We start from the raw sequence: 16,448 nt of genomic DNA, 5'->3' as shown, positions 1-16,448 counted from the left end.
TTTCACCGGGGAACCGCATGCTGCTCAACGTGAACCCCTTCCATCGCGACAACGACCGCTTCAACGTGTCGTTCAAGGCGCTGGGCGAGCTGATCGAGACGGTCGGCACGCCGCACTTCGTGCCGCGCCTCACGCAACTGCTGAACGACGTCGTGCCGCTCGACGTCGCGCACGTCGAACGCTCGCGCGTCGACGGCACGATGCCTACCGGCTACCGCTGCGAATGGATCGGCAGCAGCGGCATCGGCACCGAATCCACCGAAATCTCCGACGTGATGACGCTCTACTACGAGCGCTTTCTCGACAGCGACCCGCTGTTCGCGGGGCTGCGCGGCAAGACGGGCACGATGCTCGTCGTGCGCGACATCGCGGCGATCCCGCCCGGCGAATTCCGCCAGCGACTGTTCGACGACGTCCATATCGGCCATGAATGCGTGCTCGCGCGCGGCACGCGCTATTCGCAGCATTCGATCGCGCTGGAACGCGGCCGCGACCGGCCGCCGTTCACGCTCGCCGAGATGAACCGCTTCCGCAGCATCAGCGACGTGCTGTTCCCGCTGCTCGAACTGCACGCGTCGACCACCGCCGTGCGACGCGTCGCACATCCGACACCGGAAGTCCATCCGCTCGCGCAGTTCGACGCGCGCATCGCAGCCGACGGCGTGAAGCTGTCGAAACGCGAATACGAAACCTGCAAGCACCTGATCTCCGGCAAGACCGTGCCGGAAACCGCCGGAATTCTCGGCGTGCGCGTCGCATCGGCCGAGTCGTACGTGAAGCGCGCGTTCGCGAAGCTCGGCGTGCGGACCAAACGCGAACTCGCCGCGTGGGGTTCGGCCGCCACCGCGTTTCCTTGCGCCGGATCGCACGACGGCGCCACGCCGCCGGTCATCTCCGGCTGACCCGGCCGGGACCGGCCGCACGGCCGCCTTCGGTTGCGCCGCGTCGATGCGGGGGCGCCACTCGCATCGAGACCCGTCGATGTAAACGTTGCGACTTCAAAATCTTCGCGCAGGCGTTCTCCTCTACCATCGGCCGATCGCTTTACCTCAGAAAAAGGAGACGGCCCCATGCCCCGCGAACTCAATCAACCGATGGGCGGCAACGACATGCCGCGCTTTGGCGGCATCGCCACGATGATGCGGCTGCCGCAGGCCGCGACGACCGACGGCCTCGACGTGTGTTTCGTCGGCGTGCCGCTCGACCTCGGCACGTCGAACCGCTCGGGCTCGCGCTTCGGCCCGCGCCAGATCCGCACCGAATCCGTGCTGCTGCGCCCGTACAACACGGCCACGCGCGCCGCGCCGTTCGATTCGCTGCAGGTGGCCGACATCGGCGACGTCGCGACCAATCCGTACGACCTGAAAGACTCGGTGCGCCGCATCGAGGAAGCCTACGACGAGATCGTCGCGAACGGCTGCCGGCCGATCACGCTCGGCGGCGATCACACGATCGCGTGGCCGATCCTGCGCGCGCTGCATAAAAAGTACGGCAAGGTCGCCGTCGTGCACATCGACGCACATGCGGACGTGAACGACACGATGTTCGGCGAGAAGATCGCGCACGGCACGCCGTTCCGCCGCGCGGTGGAAGACGGGCTGCTGCAATGCGACAAGGTCACGCAGATCGGCCTGCGCGGCACCGGCTATCACGCGGACGATTTCGACTGGTGCCGCCAGCAGGGCTTCACCGTCGTGCAGGCGGAAGCATGCTGGAACAAGTCGCTCGTGCCGCTGATGGCGCAGGTGCGCGAACGCGTCGGCGATACCCCGGTCTACCTGAGCTTCGACATCGACGGCCTCGACCCGTCGTTCGCGCCCGGCACCGGCACGCCGGAAATCGGCGGCCTCACCGTGCAGCAGGGCCTGGAAATCATCCGCGGGATGCAGGGCCTGAACATCGTCGGCGCGGACCTCGTCGAAGTGTCGCCGCCGTACGACCCGACCGGCACGACCGCGCTCACCGGCGCGAACCTCGCATTCGAGATGCTCTGCGTGATGCCGGGCGTCGCCTACCGCTAACCCGATCGACAGGATGCCCCTCATGTCCACCGCCGAGCTTTCCCGCGCCACGACCACCTTCGTACTGCCCGCCGCGCGCATCGCCGGCCAGCCGGTGCGCACGCATTCCGACACGGCCGGCGCGCCGATCTTCAATGCGTCGACCGGCGACACGATCGGCTGGCAGGAATTCGCGACGCCCGCGCACGTCGACGCCGCGGTTCGCGCCGCGCGCGACGCGTTCGCGGGCTGGCGCGACACGCCGCCCGCCGGGCGCGGGCGCCTGCTCGCAACGATCGCCGAGCGCGTCGAAGCCGCGCGCGACCGCCTGGCCGCCTTGCAGATGCAGGTGAGCGGCAAGCCGCCGTTCGAAGCCGAAGCCGATGTCGGTGATGTCGTCGCGACGTTCGCGTACTACGCGAAGCTGTGCGAAGACCCGGCGCTGTTCGCGGCCGAACCCGTCACGCTGCCGAGCGACGCCGTCACGGCCGAACGCTTTTACGATGCGGTCGGCGTCGCCGCACTGGTCATGCCGTGGAACTTCCCGATGGTCACGACCGCGTGGAAGCTCGCGCCGGCACTCGCGGCCGGCTGCGCGGTCGTGCTGAAGCCGTCCGAACTCACGTCGCCGGCCGAGCATGCGCTGCTCGACATCATCGTCGAAGCCGGCGTGCCGGCCGGCGTCGTCAACGTCGTGAACGGCGGCGCCGAGATCGGCGCGGCGCTGACCGCGCATCCGCTGATCGACAAGATCTCGTTTACCGGCAGCACGGCGGCCGGCCGCAAGGTGATGCAGGCCGCTGCCGTCGACATGAAGCGCGTGACGCTCGAACTCGGCGGCAAGTCGTCGCTGATCGTGCGCGAGGACGCCGATCTCGACGTCGCGGTATCGCTCGCGGTCGCGGGCGCGTTCACGAACGCGGGCCAGATGTGCTCGGCCACCGCGCGCATCCTCGTGCACGACAGCCTCTACCGCAGCTTCATGGCCGCGTTCGAGACGGCCGTACGTGCGCTCGTCGTCGCGCCGCCGGCCGCCGAACAGGTCGCGATGGGGCCGCTGATCTCGGCCGCGCAGCGAGCGCGCGTCGAGGCGATGCTCCAGCACGGCATCGATGCGGGTGCACGCGTCGCGTTCCGCGGCCGCGTGACGGATGCCGGCGGCGAAGGCTTCTTCATGGCGCCCGTCGTGATCGCCGAACCGGCCGCCGACAACCCGCTGTGGACCGACGAAGTGTTCGGCCCCGTCGCGTGCGTGAAGTCGTTCCGTACCGACGACGAAGCGATCGCGCTCGCGAACGACACACGCTACGGGCTCGTCGCAACCGTCGTCACGCGCGATGCCGACATCGCCAGGCAATTCCAGCAGCGCGTGCGCGCAGGGCTCGTGTGGATCAATGCGCCGCAGCTGATCTACCCGCACGTGTGCTGGGGCGGCTTCGGGCTCAGCGGGATCGGCCGCGAACTCGGCGTCACCGGGCTGCGCAGCTATCAGGAACTGCGCCACGCCATGCGCGCAATCGACTGACCAGTGCGGCCGTTCAGGCCGTTGGCGGCGCCGTGGCGGGTGGCACGGCGCCGCTTTTTTTATTCCTCGAAGATTTCTGCGGAGCGGCCCGGCAGTCCGGCGATCGGCATGCGTCCGTCATGCGTCGGTACGGTGCGAGAGCCACCGCTAATGCGACTGCTCCGCGGCATGATCGTGCTCGCGCAACTGGCCGGGAATCGCACACTGCGCAAGCCCGCCCGCGTCGATCCACGCGCGCGTACGTTCCGCGGCCGCGTCGATCAGTTGCGCACACTTCGAGTAATCGTATGACGACACGTCGAGCGGACAGAGCGGCGGCACGACATGGATGTGCGCGCGTGCCGCGTACAGCTCCAGATCGCGCACCAGTTGCCGCGCGATCACGAGTGTCAGCGCGTGCGTCGCATGCGCGATCGCGCTGCGCGGCGGGACGCGCAACGCACAGGCGAACCCGGCCGGCAGCACGACGATCCGCTTGACGCCAAGCGCGATTGCAACGGAGATCGGCGTGTTGTTCGCGACGCCGCCGTCGACGAGTTCCACGCCGTCGATGCAGACCGACGGAAACACACCGGGAATCGCCGCGCTGGCCTGCACGGCATCCACGACCGAGCCGGCGGACAGCACGACTTCGCGGCCGTTCAGCACGTCGGTCGCGACGATGTGAAGCGGCAACGCGGCCTGCTCGATCCGCCGGTATGGCAGGTTCCTTTCCAGCAACAGGCGCAGCGCGTCGGCCTCGACCAGATGCGGCCGGTTGCGCAGCAGCATCGCGACGACGCTGCGCATCGAGAACGGCATGACGTCCTGGCGGCGGATTCGGCACCACAGCGCGGCGAGCATCGCGACGCCGTCCGCGTCCGGCCGGCCGGCGAAATACGCGGCATTGATCGCCCCCGCCGACGCGCCGACGACGCAATCGGGCCGTTCGCCGCTCGCGACCAGCTCGCGGAGCATGCCGACCTCGATCGCGCCAAGACTGCCGCCGCCGGCAAACACGAAGGCGGTCGAGGGAGTGGGATCGGAAGTCACGGTGCGCTCTCCTGCGGTTGGCTGCGACAGTGCCTGCTCCATGATGGATCGTGCGGCGCCCCGGATGTCCTGATGAAAACCCTGCCGGCACGCGGACCGCGCCGCTCGGCCGACGATGCGCGTCGCACGCCGCGCTCCCCGGAATCCCGCGATGAACCTTCTCCCGGGAAAGGTTACGTCATTTGCCGCCCTGTTTCAGGGTCGCATCGATACGGCCGTTCGCGCGATCGCTTCGCACTTTTTGACCTCGATCAAGAAAATCGCGCACCTCGGCGCCCGCAAACGTGTGCCGGGCGCGAATCGCGCGGGATACGTGGAATCACGGGTTCAGTCGTCCGGACGATCGCCGTTATTGCATCAACACCCGCCGACTGGCATCGCGCTGCGACGCATCGGGACGACCGCCCTGATCGCATTCGACACGCAACGATCCGGCGCCGTCGCGGGCATCGAGCGAGATGGCCGGACATCCCGCTCGCTTTTCGACAACACGTGCATCAGCGCAAGTCGCGGACGAGGTAATCATGTTTGTAGCCATCGGATGGATCGTCGTGATCGGGTCGGTGATCGGCAGTTTCGTCGGCGTCGGCGGCCATTTGCCGGCCTTGCTGCAACCGTTCGAGCTGCTATGCATTTTCGGCGCCGCGCTGGGCGCGTTCGTCGTCAGCAATCCGGTCACGACGCTGAAGAAAACCATCAAGACCCTGCCGACCTGCTTCAAGGGCGGCGGCTACACGAAGCAGCAGTACGTCGAACTGATCGCACTGCTGTACGAGCTGCTGCAGAAGGCACGCAAGGACGGCATGATGGCGCTCGAGGCCGACGTCGATGCGCCCGAGCAAAGCCCGCTGTTCCAGAAGTATTCGCATGTGCTCGAAGACCATCACCTGCTCGACTTCATCGTCGATTACCTGCGGATGATGTCGAGCGGCAACGTGAACGTGCTGGAGATGCAGGACCTGATGGACGAAGAACTGCATACGCATCACGCGGAAGCGTCGGTCGCGGCCAATGCGATCCAGAAGATGGCGGACGGCCTGCCGGCGTTCGGCATCGTCGCCGCGGTGATGGGCGTCGTGCACACGATGGGCTCGGTCGGCGCGCCGCCCGCCGTGCTCGGCAAGATGATCGCCGGCGCGCTCGTCGGCACGTTCCTCGGCATCCTGCTCGCGTATGGTTTCGTCGGCCCGCTCGCGGATCTGCTCAACGCGAAGGGCCGCGCCGCGGCCAAGCCGTTCCAGTGCGTGAAGGCCGTGCTGCTCGCGTCGATGAGCGGCTACGCGCCGGCGGTGGCGGTGGAGTTCGGCCGCAAGGTGCTGTTCACCGCCGATCGCCCGAGCTTCAAGGAACTCGACGATGCCGTCCGCGCGACCAAGTCGCCCAAGGCGGCGTAACGGATACGCAAGGAAACGGAACACGCCATGACCGACCGCCGCTCCAGTTCGTCGAAGCAGTCCGCATCGCCATCGCTCGTCGTCGTGCGTCGCAAGAAAGGCGGCGACCATGACGCCCACCACGGCGGCGCCTGGAAAATCGCGTACGCCGATTTCGTCACGGCGATGATGGCGTTCTTCCTGCTGATGTGGCTGCTTGGCTCGGTCTCCAAGTACGACAAGCAGGGGATCGAGGACTACTTCAACACGCCGTTGTCGACGCTCCTGTCCGGCGGGAAGGACGCGGACGCCCCGCGCCCGAGCGTCGTGCAGGGCGGCGGCCGCGACCTGTCGGACCCGGCGCCGGCGATCGGCAAAAGGACGCCGCCATCGCCCGCCGACTCGCCCGCGGCGCTCGCCAGCACCGTGGATACGCAAAAACTCGAGCGCCTGAAGGCGAAGCTGACCGCGGCAATTGCCCGCAGTCCGGCGTTGCGCGCGTACCAGGACCAGATCCGGATCGCGATCACCAACGAAGGCTTGCGCATCGAGATCGTCGATTCGCTCAAGCGTCCGATGTTCGCGACGGGCAGCGCGCAACCGGAAAGCTATGCCACCGCGATCCTCACGCAGATCGGCTCGGCGCTCGACGATGTCGAAAACCGCGTGTCGATCGCGGGGCATACCGACTCGACGCCCTATCCCGATGGCCCGACCGGCTATTCGAACTGGGAGCTCTCCAGCGATCGGGCGAACGCCGCGCGGCGCGCGCTGGTCGTCGGCGGGTTGCGGGAAGAAAAGCTGCTTCAGGTGCGCGGGCTCGCGGATGTGCTGCCGCTCGACAGGAACGTCGCCGACGAGCCGACCAATCGCCGCATCAGCATCCTCGTGATGAACAATGCCGCCGAACAGGCGTTCTTTCGCGACGGCGGCCGGACGACCGTCGACGAGACGCCCGGCATCCGGCCCGCCGCCCTGCCGGTGGCGGTCACGCGACGGCACCCGGTTGCCATCGACTGACGGGCGCGGCCGTTCGGGCCGTTGGCGACACCGCGTCTCGCGACACGGTGTCGCCGTTTTTTTGCGCACTCGATATATTCCGTAGAATATATCGATACCTGCCTACCCGGAGAAACACCATGGCCCGCCCGTCGACGGATCGCCTCCCGCTGCACACCGCCCGGGAACAGCCGATTGCGCGCAGGATCAGCGCACTCAAGCCGTTGTCGAGCGATGCGCGCGCGCAGCAGGTCACCGATGTCGTCGATGCGTTCCGGCGCCTGCGCGGCAGCGTCGCGCGTTTCATCCGGATGTTCCGGGCCGCGCCCGCCGGCGCCATGCCGGACGACAGGCTGTCGGCCATGAGCTTTCGCGAACTGCTGGCGACGCTCGAACACGAAGCCCGTACCGCGCGCTTCACGCGGCTGCCCGATCTCGAACGTGCGATCGGCCACGCGCGCCGCCTCGAACGCACGCGCGACGACGTGTTTTCCGACTCGTTCAGCAACGATCCGGCCGCGATGCGCGATGCGGTTGCGGCGCTGGAGCGCGTCGACGTGCTGTTCGTCGGGCTGTGCGTCGAATCCGTGATGGCGCGCCATGCGCAGGCATCGCTCCCCGTTTCACCCGCGGCACCGGCCGCCCTGCCGCACACCGGCCGTTCGACCGCGCTCTGCTGACCGCGCTCCCCCGCGTGGCCCGGTGGTTTCCCCGGCATTTCCCCCGTTATATTCCATGGTATATTTCGCGAATCTTTCGCGCATCCGTCTCCGGTCCGAACCTGCCGGATAGAGGTCAACATGCACGCTCCGCCCTTTCGCCTGGCCCGCACGGCGGATCTCTCGTCGCCGGGCGGCACGCCCCGCGCAGCCGCCGGCGCGCGGATCGACGCCTGCTGCGCGCCGTCCCGCTCGCAACAGGTCGAGCTGAAGCGCCGCGCGCGCCTGTCCGAACTCGATGCCAACCTGCATTGCTCGATCATCGGCACCTGCCTGACCACGCACGAACTGCGCAAGCTCGTACCGAAGTTCGCCGATCTCGATCGCCAGCACGCGACCGATCTGGAGATCCACCACGCGGCCGTCGAGCTCGCGATCGGCGGCACGGCCGGCGCCAAGGCGTTGCACAAGGCGCTCGACGAACGCTATGCGGGTGCAATCCGTGCGTTCGACGCCGCGAAGGACGCGGACGAACTCCTCGCGCGCTGGAAGGAAGCGCTCAAGAGCGGCGACGTTCCGCCTGCCTACTGGGCGCTGATGACGCATCCGCGCACGACGATGGGCGTGCGTCAGGCCGCGTTCGGCGACCTGCACATGCTGTCGCACCTGGTCGGCGCGGCCAATCGCGCCGATATCCGGCGGCTGGTCGCGCTGGAGGAAGAGAATGCGGAACTGCACGCGAAGATCGAGCGGCAGCAGGCGCGCCTGCACGAAATGAGCACGCAGCGCGACGCGGCGCTGCAGGAGCGGGATGCGCTCCACGCACGCCAGCATGCGCAGCCGCTGGCCGCCGAAAGCGTGTTGCGCGACGAAGTGCATGAGCTGCGCGAAGCGCTGGCCGCACGAGACGAGCGGCTCGCGCTGCACACGAGCCGCCGCGAGGCGGCCGAGCAGCGGATCGCCGCGGAACAGGCGAGCGCCCGCGCGATGCGCGCGCGGCTCGACGACCTGATGGCGATGGTGAAGACGCTGCGCGCCGAAGCGAGCGCGATCGAACAGGCGGTGCAGGCGTCAACCGGCGATCCGGCCGACCCGGCAACGGATTCGCTGTCGATGCTTCAGGGCAGGCGCCTCGTCTACGTGGGCGGGCGGCCCGGCTCGAACCGGGCGATCCGGCGGATCGTCGAAACGGCGGGCGGCGAAGTGACGCTGCACGACGGCGGCATCGAGGATCGCAAAGGCCTGCTGGCCGCGGCGCTGCCGGGCGCGCAGATGGTCGTGTTCCCGGTCGACTGCATCGACCACGATTCGATGAACCTGCTCAAGCGCATCTGCGAGCGTCACCACATCGCGTACTACCCGCTGCGGACCGCCAGCGTCGCGAGCTTCGTCGAACTGATCGGGCGGCTCGATGCCCAGGCGCGCGACGTCATCGCGACGGATACCCCCGCGGGCGACACGTCACGCTTCTGCCTGCGACACGGGTAGCCGGCGCCAGCCTCGGTACGATGCGTCTTTCAGCGGCGCACCATTTTCGTGAGCGCGGCGATCTCGTCCGCGCAGGCCGCATACGCGCGTTCCTCGATCCCGCGATAGAGGCGGATGATCTCTTCGCCAACCGGCGTCAGCACGCTGCCGCCGCCGCTCTGCCCGCCATGCTCGGACACCGTCGCCGGCGATTTCAGCGAGCGGTTCAGCTCGTCCATCAGCAGCCACGCACGCCGGTACGACATCTTCAGACTGCGCGCCGCCGCCGAAATCGAGCCGTGCTCGCGCACCGCTTCGAGCAGCGCGACCTTGCCCGGGCCGAGCGCGATCGTATCGGCCTGCTGGATACGCATCCTGAACCGCACCTCAGGCTTGGGGTGTGCCGAAGTCTTCATCTTGTCCGCCGTTAGATCGATGCGGGCAAGCATACACGATGGCCGCCGCCGCGAACGCCGGCAGCGCGCGCGTCGCGATCAGATCTCGAGCACGCGCGCGACGATGCCGGCCAGCCGCTTCACGTGGCGCGGCGCGGGCAGCAGGTCGGCGCCCGAGAACAGCAGCGGCGCACCGTCCTCGATCGACAGCGGCGCATCGCCGCATTCGAACGCAACGATCACGTGTTCGCCGACGGGTGTATTGAACAGCTCGTGCCACGAGAACGTGACCGCATAGCCGTCGTGCGCATGCGCGATGAATACCATTCGCTTGAAGTCGCCGGGCTCGTCGTTGCGCAGCCCGGCCGCGTCGAGCAGGTCCTTCAGCCGCGCGCCGCGATACGGCGCGACCGAGCGGATGAAGCGGTTCGTCGTGAAGCAGCGCAGGTCGAACGGCTCGGCCATCGCGCTCGCGTGCCGGCGCAGATCGTCGAGCGTCACCGTCATCGGCCGCACGAATGCGCCCGTCAGCGCAATCGAACCTGCCGCCGCCTGATGCGCCGAAGGCGCCGCCGTCCCTGCCATCTCCATCGCCCGCCTCCGTGACGGCCCGCCGGGTGGCGGGCCTGCGTTGTATCGGCGGATATATTACGCCGCGAAAAGGCCGGCTGGCAGAATGCGCGCCGCATGAGCGGTATACGGCAGCCGGTCGTGCCCCGCGCCTGCAGGCGCTATGAAAGCACGATGTTCCGGATCGCCTTCCTGATGCTCTTGTAGCTGTCGACCGACTCCGCCTTCTGGTCGGTCACCAGCGTGCCGATCCGTGCCGGCTCGCAGAAGCCGATCCGGCTGTTCGTGCCGAGCTTGCTGAAATCGGCCAGGATCGCGACCTCCGCCGCGTTGCTGACCATTGCGCGCGCCACCTCGGTTTCCATCCGGTCGTAGTTCGTCGCACCGCGAACATGGTCGACGCCGACCGGCGACAGCAGCGCGAGATCGGCGCGGTAGCGGAAGATTTCGGCAACCGTGCCGTCACCGACCGTTGCGGCCGCGCGGCTGCCGATCATCCCGCCGAGCAGGATCGTTTCGTTCTTCCCTTGCTCCGGGTCGCTCGACCGCATCTTCAGCGCGACGTCGATCGAATTCGTGATGATCGTGAGGCCCGACAGCTTCGCCAGTTCCTCGGCCAGCAGCGTGGTGGTGGTCCCCGCGTCGATGAACAGCGTCTGCGAGCCCGTGACGAGCCGCGCCGCCGCGCGCGCGATCGACAGCTTCGCCTTCACGTGCGTCTGCGCGCGCTCGGCGATCGGCGCTTCGTCGCCCACCTGCACCGCGCCGCCATGCACGCGCTTCAGTTCACCGAGCGCCTCGAGGTCGACGAGGTCGCGGCGCACGGTTTCCCGCGAGACGTTCAGATCGGCCATGATCCGGTCGGTGGAAACGCGCTGCATCTTCGATAACAGAAGCCGGATCCTCTGGTATCGCTCTTCTTGCCACATGAAATATCCTCGGAAATGTCTGTCAATCTTATTCGAACGACCGTCTACCCAGCGCTTTCCTCCATCTTTTTGATGCCGACGAGGGTCTGCAGGGATTGACGGACCACCTGGAACTCGCTGCTCGTCATCTTCGAAAACACCACGTGGATGCGGTCGTCGTCGGGCGCCGCGTCGTCCTGCTCGATGATGAACTGGACGATCCGCGCCTGGTCGATGCCGGGCATCGCCTGCAACGACGTCAGTTTCACGGCGCCGCGACTCGCGAGGATGCGCACGCCCCAGCGCTGCCGCGCGACGAAGAAGCGCTTCTCGATCGGCTTCAGCCCGGCCAGGATCGCCAGCACGATCGCCGTCGCGGCGATCGAGGCCACGTACATCCCGCCGCCCACGGCCAGCCCGACCGCCGCGACCACCCACAGGCTCGCCGCCGTCGTCAGCCCGCGGATGATCTCGCCGCGCAGCATGATCGACCCTGCACCGAGAAAGCCGATGCCCGACACGACCTGCGCAGCGACGCGCGACGGGTCCAGCGACACGTTCTTCGCGTCCTGGATATCCGCGAAGCCGAACGCCGACACGATCATCACGAGCGCGGCGCCCACGGCGACCAGCATGTGCGTGCGCAACCCGGCCGCCCACGACAACCGCTCGCGCTCGATGCCGACGATGCTGCCGAGCAAGGCCGCCAGCAACAGGCGCGAAATGATTTCCATTTGACTGATCATCGAGGTCTCCTCTTTCTGTCGATCTGCTTGATGAGGCGCCCGTCCCGGCCGCCCCGGCTTGTCCTGACTTCATCCGGCCGCCGTCGCATCCGGCGAGCGGCGAGTTGTATTTTTGTGCGATCTTGCGATTTTGTGCGTTCTAATATACGGTACGCAAAACGACAAAGCCAGACCCAAGTTCGTTTGTTTCATCTGATCCACACGATCAATCGTCAGACCAATCAGGCAACACGATCCGAAACACTTGCTTAGGAGACCAACATGATCAAGAAGGTATGGATGCTCGCTGCAACCCTGCTGGCGGCATTGGCAACGGCCCCCGTTCACGCGTCGGAAAGCGACGTCTGCAAGAAGGTGACGCTCGGCGATGTCGGCTGGAGCGACATCGCGGCGACCACCGGCGTCGCGATGATGCTGCTGGACGGTCTCGGCTACGAGGCGACCAAGACGATCGCGTCGCCGCCGATCGTGCTGGCCGGCGTGAAGAAGGCCCAGATCGATGCATTCCTCGGCTACTGGGATCCGAGCATGACGCCGACGGTGAAGCCGTTCGTCGATGCCGGCGCCGTTCACCAGTTGCCGCAGCCGAACCTGGTCGGCGCGCGCTACACGCTGGCCGTGCCGCAATACGCGGCCGACCAGGGCCTCAAGAGCTTTGCCGACATCGCCCGATTCCGCGACCAGCTCGACGGCAAGATCTACGGGATCGGCGCCGGCAACAACGGCAATGCGCTGGTCCAGCGAATGATCGACAAGAACGAATTCGGGCTCGGCGGCTTCAAGCTGGTCGAATCGAGCGAAGCCGGGATGCTCGTGCAGGTCACGCGCGCGGTGCAGGAACACCGGATGATCGTGTTCCTGGCCTGGGAGCCGCATCCGATGAACATCAACTTCAAGATCGCGTATCTCGACGGCGGCGACACCGTGTTCGGCCCGAATTACGGCTCGGCAAAGGTCTACACGCTCGTCACGCCCGGCTATCTCGAACGCTGCCCGAACGTCGGCCACCTGCTGACCAACCTGAAATTCACGACCAACGAAGAGAACCAGCTGATGGTGCCGATCATGAATCATGCAGATCCAGTCGCGGTCGCGAAGGAGTGGGTGAAGAAGAACCCCGGCGTGCTGTCGAAGTGGCTCGACGGCGTCACGACCATCGACGGGAAGAACGCGAAGGACGCGATCGAAAAGCTCATCGGCGCGTAAATCCGCAATACAAGGAATAACCCATGCACAAGAATCTCGCGCTGTTCGATCTCGATCACACGCTGCTGCCACTCGACAGCGACCAGGCCTGGAGCCGCTTCATCACGCGGGTCGGCTGGCAGGAGGACGACGCGCATACGGCACTGATCGACGAGCACTACGGCCACTATGCGGCCGGCACGCTCGACATGGACGCGTATCTCGCCGTGACGCTCGCGCCGCTCACGCGCTACTCGCGCGAGCAACTCGAACGCTGGCATGCGCAGTTCATGGACGAGGTGATCCGGCCGGCGATTACGGCGGAAGCACGCGCGCTGGTCGACCGGCATCGCGAGAGCGGCGACCTGTGCTGCATCGTGACGGCGACCAACGTGTTCGTCACGCGGCCGATCGCGGCCGAGTTCGGGATCGAGCATCTGCTCGGCATCGAGCTCGATACCGACGACGGCACGCCGGCCGGGCAGTTCACCGGGCGCAGTGTCGGCGTGCCGAGCTTCCGCGAAGGCAAGATCGTGCGCACGGCTGCATGGCTGAGATCGCTGGGTTACATACCCTCCGATTTCGAACGAACCTACTTCTACAGCGATTCGATCAACGACGTGCCGCTGCTCGACTACGTCACGCATCCGGTCGCGACCAATCCCGACTCGAGGCTCTCTCAGGTGGCCGGCAAACGCGGCTGGCCTGTCATGAAGCTGTTCTGATTCGGGCGCTACTCTCTGCTGTCCATTTTCATGTCTGGAGGAGAAATGAAAGACGGAGCACGCAGTATTCACCCCGATCAATCAGGAATCCGATTCGAATCGAATCGGAAGCATGTCGTCCCGCCTCGCCGTGCGGCAAGCCATATGCCGCCCTGGCGCGGCGTTTTCATGATCGCGCTCCTGTGCACGCTGGCCGCTTGCGGCGACGGCGACCCGGGCGCCGCGGGCACCGTCGCCGCCGCGCGCGCGCCGGCATCGGGGCCGGCATCCGCGCCGGTCATTCACTGCGCCAGCGAGTGTCACTGACCGGCGCAAGCCCAACCCGCCACCCAGGAAAAGCGATCATGCAAAACAAACCCACGACACGACGTCAGTTCCTCACCGATGCGCTGAAGCTCGCAGGCGCCACCGCCGTCACCGGCATGCTTCCCGAAAGCATCCTGCGCGCACAGTCGATCCCGGCGGCGACCGTCACCGGCACCCTCCAGGATGTGCAGCACGTCGTCATCCTGATGCAGGAGAACCGGTCGTTCGACCATTATCTCGGCACGCTGCGCGGCGCACGCGGCTTCGGCGATCCCCGGCCGGTCGTGATCTCCAGCGGCTATCCGGTCTGGCGCCAGCCGTCGGCGCTGTCCTACGTGTTTCCGTTCAACCCGTCGCCGCCCGTTTCCGGCGTCGCGAACGGCGACACGTACTACAACGACCTGGATCACACCTGGAGCGGCACGCACAGCGCGTGGAACAACGGCCGCTACGACAACTGGGTCGCGGCGAAGACCAGCGGCACGATGTACTACTTCACGCAGAACGACATCCCGTTCTACTACGCGCTGGCGAGCGCATTCACCGTGTGCGACGACTACCACTGCTCGATGCTCGGCCCGACGGACCCGAACCGCCTGTATCTGTGGACCGGCTGCTGCGGCAACGTCGCCGGCTATTCGCCGTATACGACCAACACGATGACCGGCACCGGCTGGACCACGATGCCGGAACGCCTGAACACGGCCGGCGTCACGTGGAAGTTTTACCAGGACAAGGGCAACGGGCTGGACGCCGGGCATGGCTATGGCGAATACAACGGCTCCAGCAGCGATCTCTGGTGGAACGGCAACTACGGCGACAACGTCATCCTGAACTTCAAGCAGTACCAGAATCTCGGCGCCAATGATCCGCTCGCACCGGCGCTCAACGGCACGCAGGTCGACCCGACCGGCGGCGGCACCGAATACGACACGAATCTGTTCAGCCAGCTGCGGGCCGACGTCGCGAACGGCACGCTGCCGCAGGTGTCGTGGATCGCCGCGCCTTATGCGTATTGCGAACATCCGTCGTGGGCCGCGAGCGGCGGCGAATGGTATGTGAGCAACGTGCTCAATGCGCTGACGTCGAATCCGGCGGTATGGGCCAGCACGGTGCTGCTCGTGATGTACGACGAAAACGACGGCCTGTTCGACCACATGCCGCCGGCCGTTCCGGCGAGTGCCGCCGCCGGCACCGGCCGGTCGACGATCTCGACGGCCGCCGAATTCGTCGCCGGCAGCGGTGCCGCATCGGACGGCTCGGCAAGCGGCGACGTGCCGATCGGGCTCGGCCCGCGCGTGCCGATGTTCGTGATTTCGCCGTGGTCGAAGGGGGGCAAGGTCAACTCGCAGGTCTTCGATCACACGTCGGTGATCCGCTTTCTGGAAGCGCGCTTCGGGCTGCAGGAGACCAACATCACCCCGTGGCGTCGCGCAGTCTGCGGCGACCTGACGTCGGCGTTCGACTTCGCGAATCCCGACCAGACGATTCCGGCGATTCCGGCAGCGGCCAGCAACATGAATCCGAACGGCTCGACGGTCCCGATTCCCGCGGCGACCACCACGGCGGTCCCCGCGCAAACGGCTGGCCGCAACACGGCGTGCCGGCTGCCGTACGAGTTCTTCGTCCAGGGCCGGGTCAACCGGTCCGGCAAGACGCTCGGGTTGACGATGACCAACACCGGCGCAGCCGGCGTGCATCTGCAGGCCTGGGTCGACGGCACGAGCACGACACCGCGGCAGTACACGATCGGTGCCGGCACGGGGACGTGTCTCACGGATTCGCTCGCGCTGAATTCGGGGGGCGGTTACGACTATTCGATCTACGGACCGAACGGGTTCCTGCAGACGCTGCGCGGCAACATCGGCGCATCGGGAAACGCGGGTTCGACCGCCGAAGTCAGCCTCTGCTACGACGTGCAGAACGGCAACGTGCGGATCACGCTCGACAACTCGGCCGGCTCGAGCGCGACGACGTTCCAGCTCGTCGACAACGCGTACGGGATGAACGGCGCGCAGTCGGTCAGCGTGCCGGCCGGCGCGACGCAGGCCGTCACGTGGTACGGCGACGCCGGCTGGTACGACGCGAGCATCCGCGACGCGAACGACCCGAACTTCCTGCGCCGTATCGCCGGCTGCGTCCAGACGCAATCGGGCACGTTGCTGACGGATTCGGCAATCGGCAACACGAACGGGAAGTTCGTCCCCACGCTGGCGTCGCAGGGGTCGTCGTACGGCACGCTGCGGTTCGACTACGTCGTGCCGCCGTGGCGCCACAGCCCGAAGAACTGGGTTGGCATCTATCCGCGCGGCGCGCAGCCGACCAAGGGCGGCTACAAGTCGTGGGCGTACCTGCCCAAGAGCACCGGCTCGCTGCTGTTCTCGTCAACCGCGAACAGCACGCTTGCATCGGGCCAGTACGACGCGTGGCTGCTGTTCGACGACGGCTACACGCCGCTCGCAGGCCCGATCACGATCAGCATCTGAGGTCGCGGCGGTTCCGTCGTCGTTTCAGGCCCCCGGCCGGTGTGCACGTGTGACGCGCGCCGGCCGGGCGCC

16 protein-coding genes are annotated in these 16,448 nt (G+C 67.0%); 11 read left to right on the top strand and 5 right to left on the bottom strand.

What is annotated here, in order from left to right; genetic code table 11:
* Positions 1-17: 17 nt before the first annotated feature.
* The 3 genes from OHZ10_RS20575 (at position 18) to OHZ10_RS20565 (ending at position 3,525) form a co-directional block, all read left to right on the top strand.
* The gene (locus OHZ10_RS20575; RefSeq protein ID WP_059237784.1) at positions 18-902 is read left to right on the top strand and encodes a helix-turn-helix transcriptional regulator; all 885 of its coding nucleotides are present in this window, start codon (positions 18-20) and stop codon (positions 900-902) included.
* Positions 903-1,070: 168 nt separating this feature from the next.
* On the top strand, positions 1,071-2,021 hold the full coding sequence (gene speB / locus OHZ10_RS20570; RefSeq protein ID WP_342705661.1) for an agmatinase: 951 nt from the start codon (positions 1,071-1,073) through the stop codon (positions 2,019-2,021).
* Between the two features lie 22 nt (positions 2,022-2,043).
* Entirely contained in the window at positions 2,044-3,525 is a 1,482-nt protein-coding gene (locus OHZ10_RS20565; RefSeq protein ID WP_256086847.1) for an aldehyde dehydrogenase family protein, read from the top strand.
* Positions 3,526-3,672: 147 nt separating this feature from the next.
* On the opposite strand, the gene OHZ10_RS20560 is transcribed toward OHZ10_RS20565, so the two are convergent.
* Positions 3,673-4,599, bottom strand: a complete 927-nt coding sequence (locus OHZ10_RS20560) for a patatin-like phospholipase family protein (RefSeq protein ID WP_425394791.1) — start codon at positions 4,597-4,599, stop codon at positions 3,673-3,675.
* 482 nt (positions 4,600-5,081) lie between these two features.
* On the opposite strand from OHZ10_RS20560, the gene motA reads away from it, so the two are divergent.
* The 4 genes from motA (at position 5,082) to OHZ10_RS20540 (ending at position 9,076) form a co-directional block, all read left to right on the top strand.
* Complete coding sequence (gene motA / locus OHZ10_RS20555; protein WP_059237787.1) at positions 5,082-5,951, top strand: flagellar motor stator protein MotA; 870 nt, start codon at positions 5,082-5,084, stop codon at positions 5,949-5,951.
* A 27-nt stretch (positions 5,952-5,978) separates the two neighbouring features.
* Positions 5,979-6,950, top strand: a complete 972-nt coding sequence (gene motB / locus OHZ10_RS20550; protein ID WP_256086849.1) for a flagellar motor protein MotB — start codon at positions 5,979-5,981, stop codon at positions 6,948-6,950.
* A gap of 119 nt (positions 6,951-7,069) precedes the next feature.
* Entirely contained in the window at positions 7,070-7,609 is a 540-nt protein-coding gene (locus OHZ10_RS20545; RefSeq protein ID WP_256086850.1) for a hypothetical protein, read from the top strand.
* Between the two features lie 120 nt (positions 7,610-7,729).
* The gene (locus OHZ10_RS20540; RefSeq protein ID WP_342705660.1) at positions 7,730-9,076 is read left to right on the top strand and encodes a DUF2325 domain-containing protein; all 1,347 of its coding nucleotides are present in this window, start codon (positions 7,730-7,732) and stop codon (positions 9,074-9,076) included.
* A 29-nt stretch (positions 9,077-9,105) separates the two neighbouring features.
* On the opposite strand, the gene OHZ10_RS20535 is transcribed toward OHZ10_RS20540, so the two are convergent.
* From OHZ10_RS20535 to OHZ10_RS20520, 4 genes are all read right to left on the bottom strand, one after another.
* Positions 9,106-9,429: a winged helix-turn-helix domain-containing protein gene (locus tag OHZ10_RS20535; RefSeq protein WP_047901809.1), complete on the bottom strand. Its 324-nt coding sequence runs from the start codon at positions 9,427-9,429 to the stop codon at positions 9,106-9,108.
* 120 nt (positions 9,430-9,549) lie between these two features.
* Positions 9,550-10,041 carry a molybdopterin-dependent oxidoreductase gene (locus OHZ10_RS20530; protein ID WP_059237791.1) on the bottom strand — a complete coding sequence of 164 codons (492 nt, stop codon included), beginning with the start codon at positions 10,039-10,041 and terminating at the stop codon, positions 9,550-9,552.
* A gap of 140 nt (positions 10,042-10,181) precedes the next feature.
* The gene (locus OHZ10_RS20525; RefSeq protein ID WP_059237792.1) at positions 10,182-10,949 is read right to left on the bottom strand and encodes a DeoR/GlpR family DNA-binding transcription regulator; all 768 of its coding nucleotides are present in this window, start codon (positions 10,947-10,949) and stop codon (positions 10,182-10,184) included.
* A gap of 44 nt (positions 10,950-10,993) precedes the next feature.
* Positions 10,994-11,674, bottom strand: coding sequence for an MgtC/SapB family protein (locus tag OHZ10_RS20520; protein WP_059237793.1), 681 nt, complete (start codon positions 11,672-11,674; stop codon positions 10,994-10,996).
* A 261-nt stretch (positions 11,675-11,935) separates the two neighbouring features.
* On the opposite strand from OHZ10_RS20520, the gene OHZ10_RS20515 reads away from it, so the two are divergent.
* The 4 genes from OHZ10_RS20515 to OHZ10_RS20500 all read left to right on the top strand — a co-directional run bounded on the left by OHZ10_RS20515 (position 11,936) and on the right by OHZ10_RS20500 (position 16,376).
* Positions 11,936-12,880 carry a choline ABC transporter substrate-binding protein gene (locus OHZ10_RS20515; RefSeq protein WP_059237794.1) on the top strand — a complete coding sequence of 315 codons (945 nt, stop codon included), beginning with the start codon at positions 11,936-11,938 and terminating at the stop codon, positions 12,878-12,880.
* Between the two features lie 23 nt (positions 12,881-12,903).
* Complete coding sequence (locus tag OHZ10_RS20510; RefSeq protein ID WP_059237795.1) at positions 12,904-13,584, top strand: HAD family hydrolase; 681 nt, start codon at positions 12,904-12,906, stop codon at positions 13,582-13,584.
* Between the two features lie 168 nt (positions 13,585-13,752).
* Complete coding sequence (locus OHZ10_RS20505; protein ID WP_233464268.1) at positions 13,753-13,890, top strand: hypothetical protein; 138 nt, start codon at positions 13,753-13,755, stop codon at positions 13,888-13,890.
* A 38-nt stretch (positions 13,891-13,928) separates the two neighbouring features.
* Positions 13,929-16,376: a phosphocholine-specific phospholipase C gene (locus tag OHZ10_RS20500; protein ID WP_342705659.1), complete on the top strand. Its 2,448-nt coding sequence runs from the start codon at positions 13,929-13,931 to the stop codon at positions 16,374-16,376.
* Positions 16,377-16,448: the final 72 nt, after the last annotated feature.

The organism is Burkholderia arboris, assembly GCF_038723655.1.
GTDB classification, from domain to species: domain Bacteria; phylum Pseudomonadota; class Gammaproteobacteria; order Burkholderiales; family Burkholderiaceae; genus Burkholderia; species Burkholderia arboris.
This window is presented reverse-complemented; position numbering and strand designations above follow the sequence as displayed.

Bases quoted from the DNA above. Each gene is read 5' to 3' on its own strand.
- OHZ10_RS20535 (WP_047901809.1), bottom strand. From the start codon at position 9,429: ATGCGTATCCAGCAGGCCGATACGATCGCGCTCGGCCCGGGCAAGGTC.
- OHZ10_RS20530 (WP_059237791.1), bottom strand. From the start codon at position 10,041: ATGGAGATGGCAGGGACGGCGGCGCCTTCGGCGCATCAGGCGGCGGCA.
- OHZ10_RS20500 (WP_342705659.1), top strand. From the start codon at position 13,929: ATGCAAAACAAACCCACGACACGACGTCAGTTCCTCACCGATGCGCTG.
- OHZ10_RS20515 (WP_059237794.1), top strand. From the start codon at position 11,936: ATGATCAAGAAGGTATGGATGCTCGCTGCAACCCTGCTGGCGGCATTG.
- OHZ10_RS20520 (WP_059237793.1), bottom strand. From the start codon at position 11,674: ATGATCAGTCAAATGGAAATCATTTCGCGCCTGTTGCTGGCGGCCTTG.
- OHZ10_RS20505 (WP_233464268.1), top strand. From the start codon at position 13,753: ATGATCGCGCTCCTGTGCACGCTGGCCGCTTGCGGCGACGGCGACCCG.
- OHZ10_RS20510 (WP_059237795.1), top strand. From the start codon at position 12,904: ATGCACAAGAATCTCGCGCTGTTCGATCTCGATCACACGCTGCTGCCA.
- OHZ10_RS20540 (WP_342705660.1), top strand. From the start codon at position 7,730: ATGCACGCTCCGCCCTTTCGCCTGGCCCGCACGGCGGATCTCTCGTCG.
- motA (WP_059237787.1), top strand. From the start codon at position 5,082: ATGTTTGTAGCCATCGGATGGATCGTCGTGATCGGGTCGGTGATCGGC.
- motB (WP_256086849.1), top strand. From the start codon at position 5,979: ATGACCGACCGCCGCTCCAGTTCGTCGAAGCAGTCCGCATCGCCATCG.
- OHZ10_RS20545 (WP_256086850.1), top strand. From the start codon at position 7,070: ATGGCCCGCCCGTCGACGGATCGCCTCCCGCTGCACACCGCCCGGGAA.
- OHZ10_RS20525 (WP_059237792.1), bottom strand. From the start codon at position 10,949: ATGTGGCAAGAAGAGCGATACCAGAGGATCCGGCTTCTGTTATCGAAG.
- speB (WP_342705661.1), top strand. From the start codon at position 1,071: ATGCCCCGCGAACTCAATCAACCGATGGGCGGCAACGACATGCCGCGC.
- OHZ10_RS20575 (WP_059237784.1), top strand. From the start codon at position 18: ATGCTGCTCAACGTGAACCCCTTCCATCGCGACAACGACCGCTTCAAC.
- OHZ10_RS20565 (WP_256086847.1), top strand. From the start codon at position 2,044: ATGTCCACCGCCGAGCTTTCCCGCGCCACGACCACCTTCGTACTGCCC.
- OHZ10_RS20560 (WP_425394791.1), bottom strand. From the start codon at position 4,599: ATGGAGCAGGCACTGTCGCAGCCAACCGCAGGAGAGCGCACCGTGACT.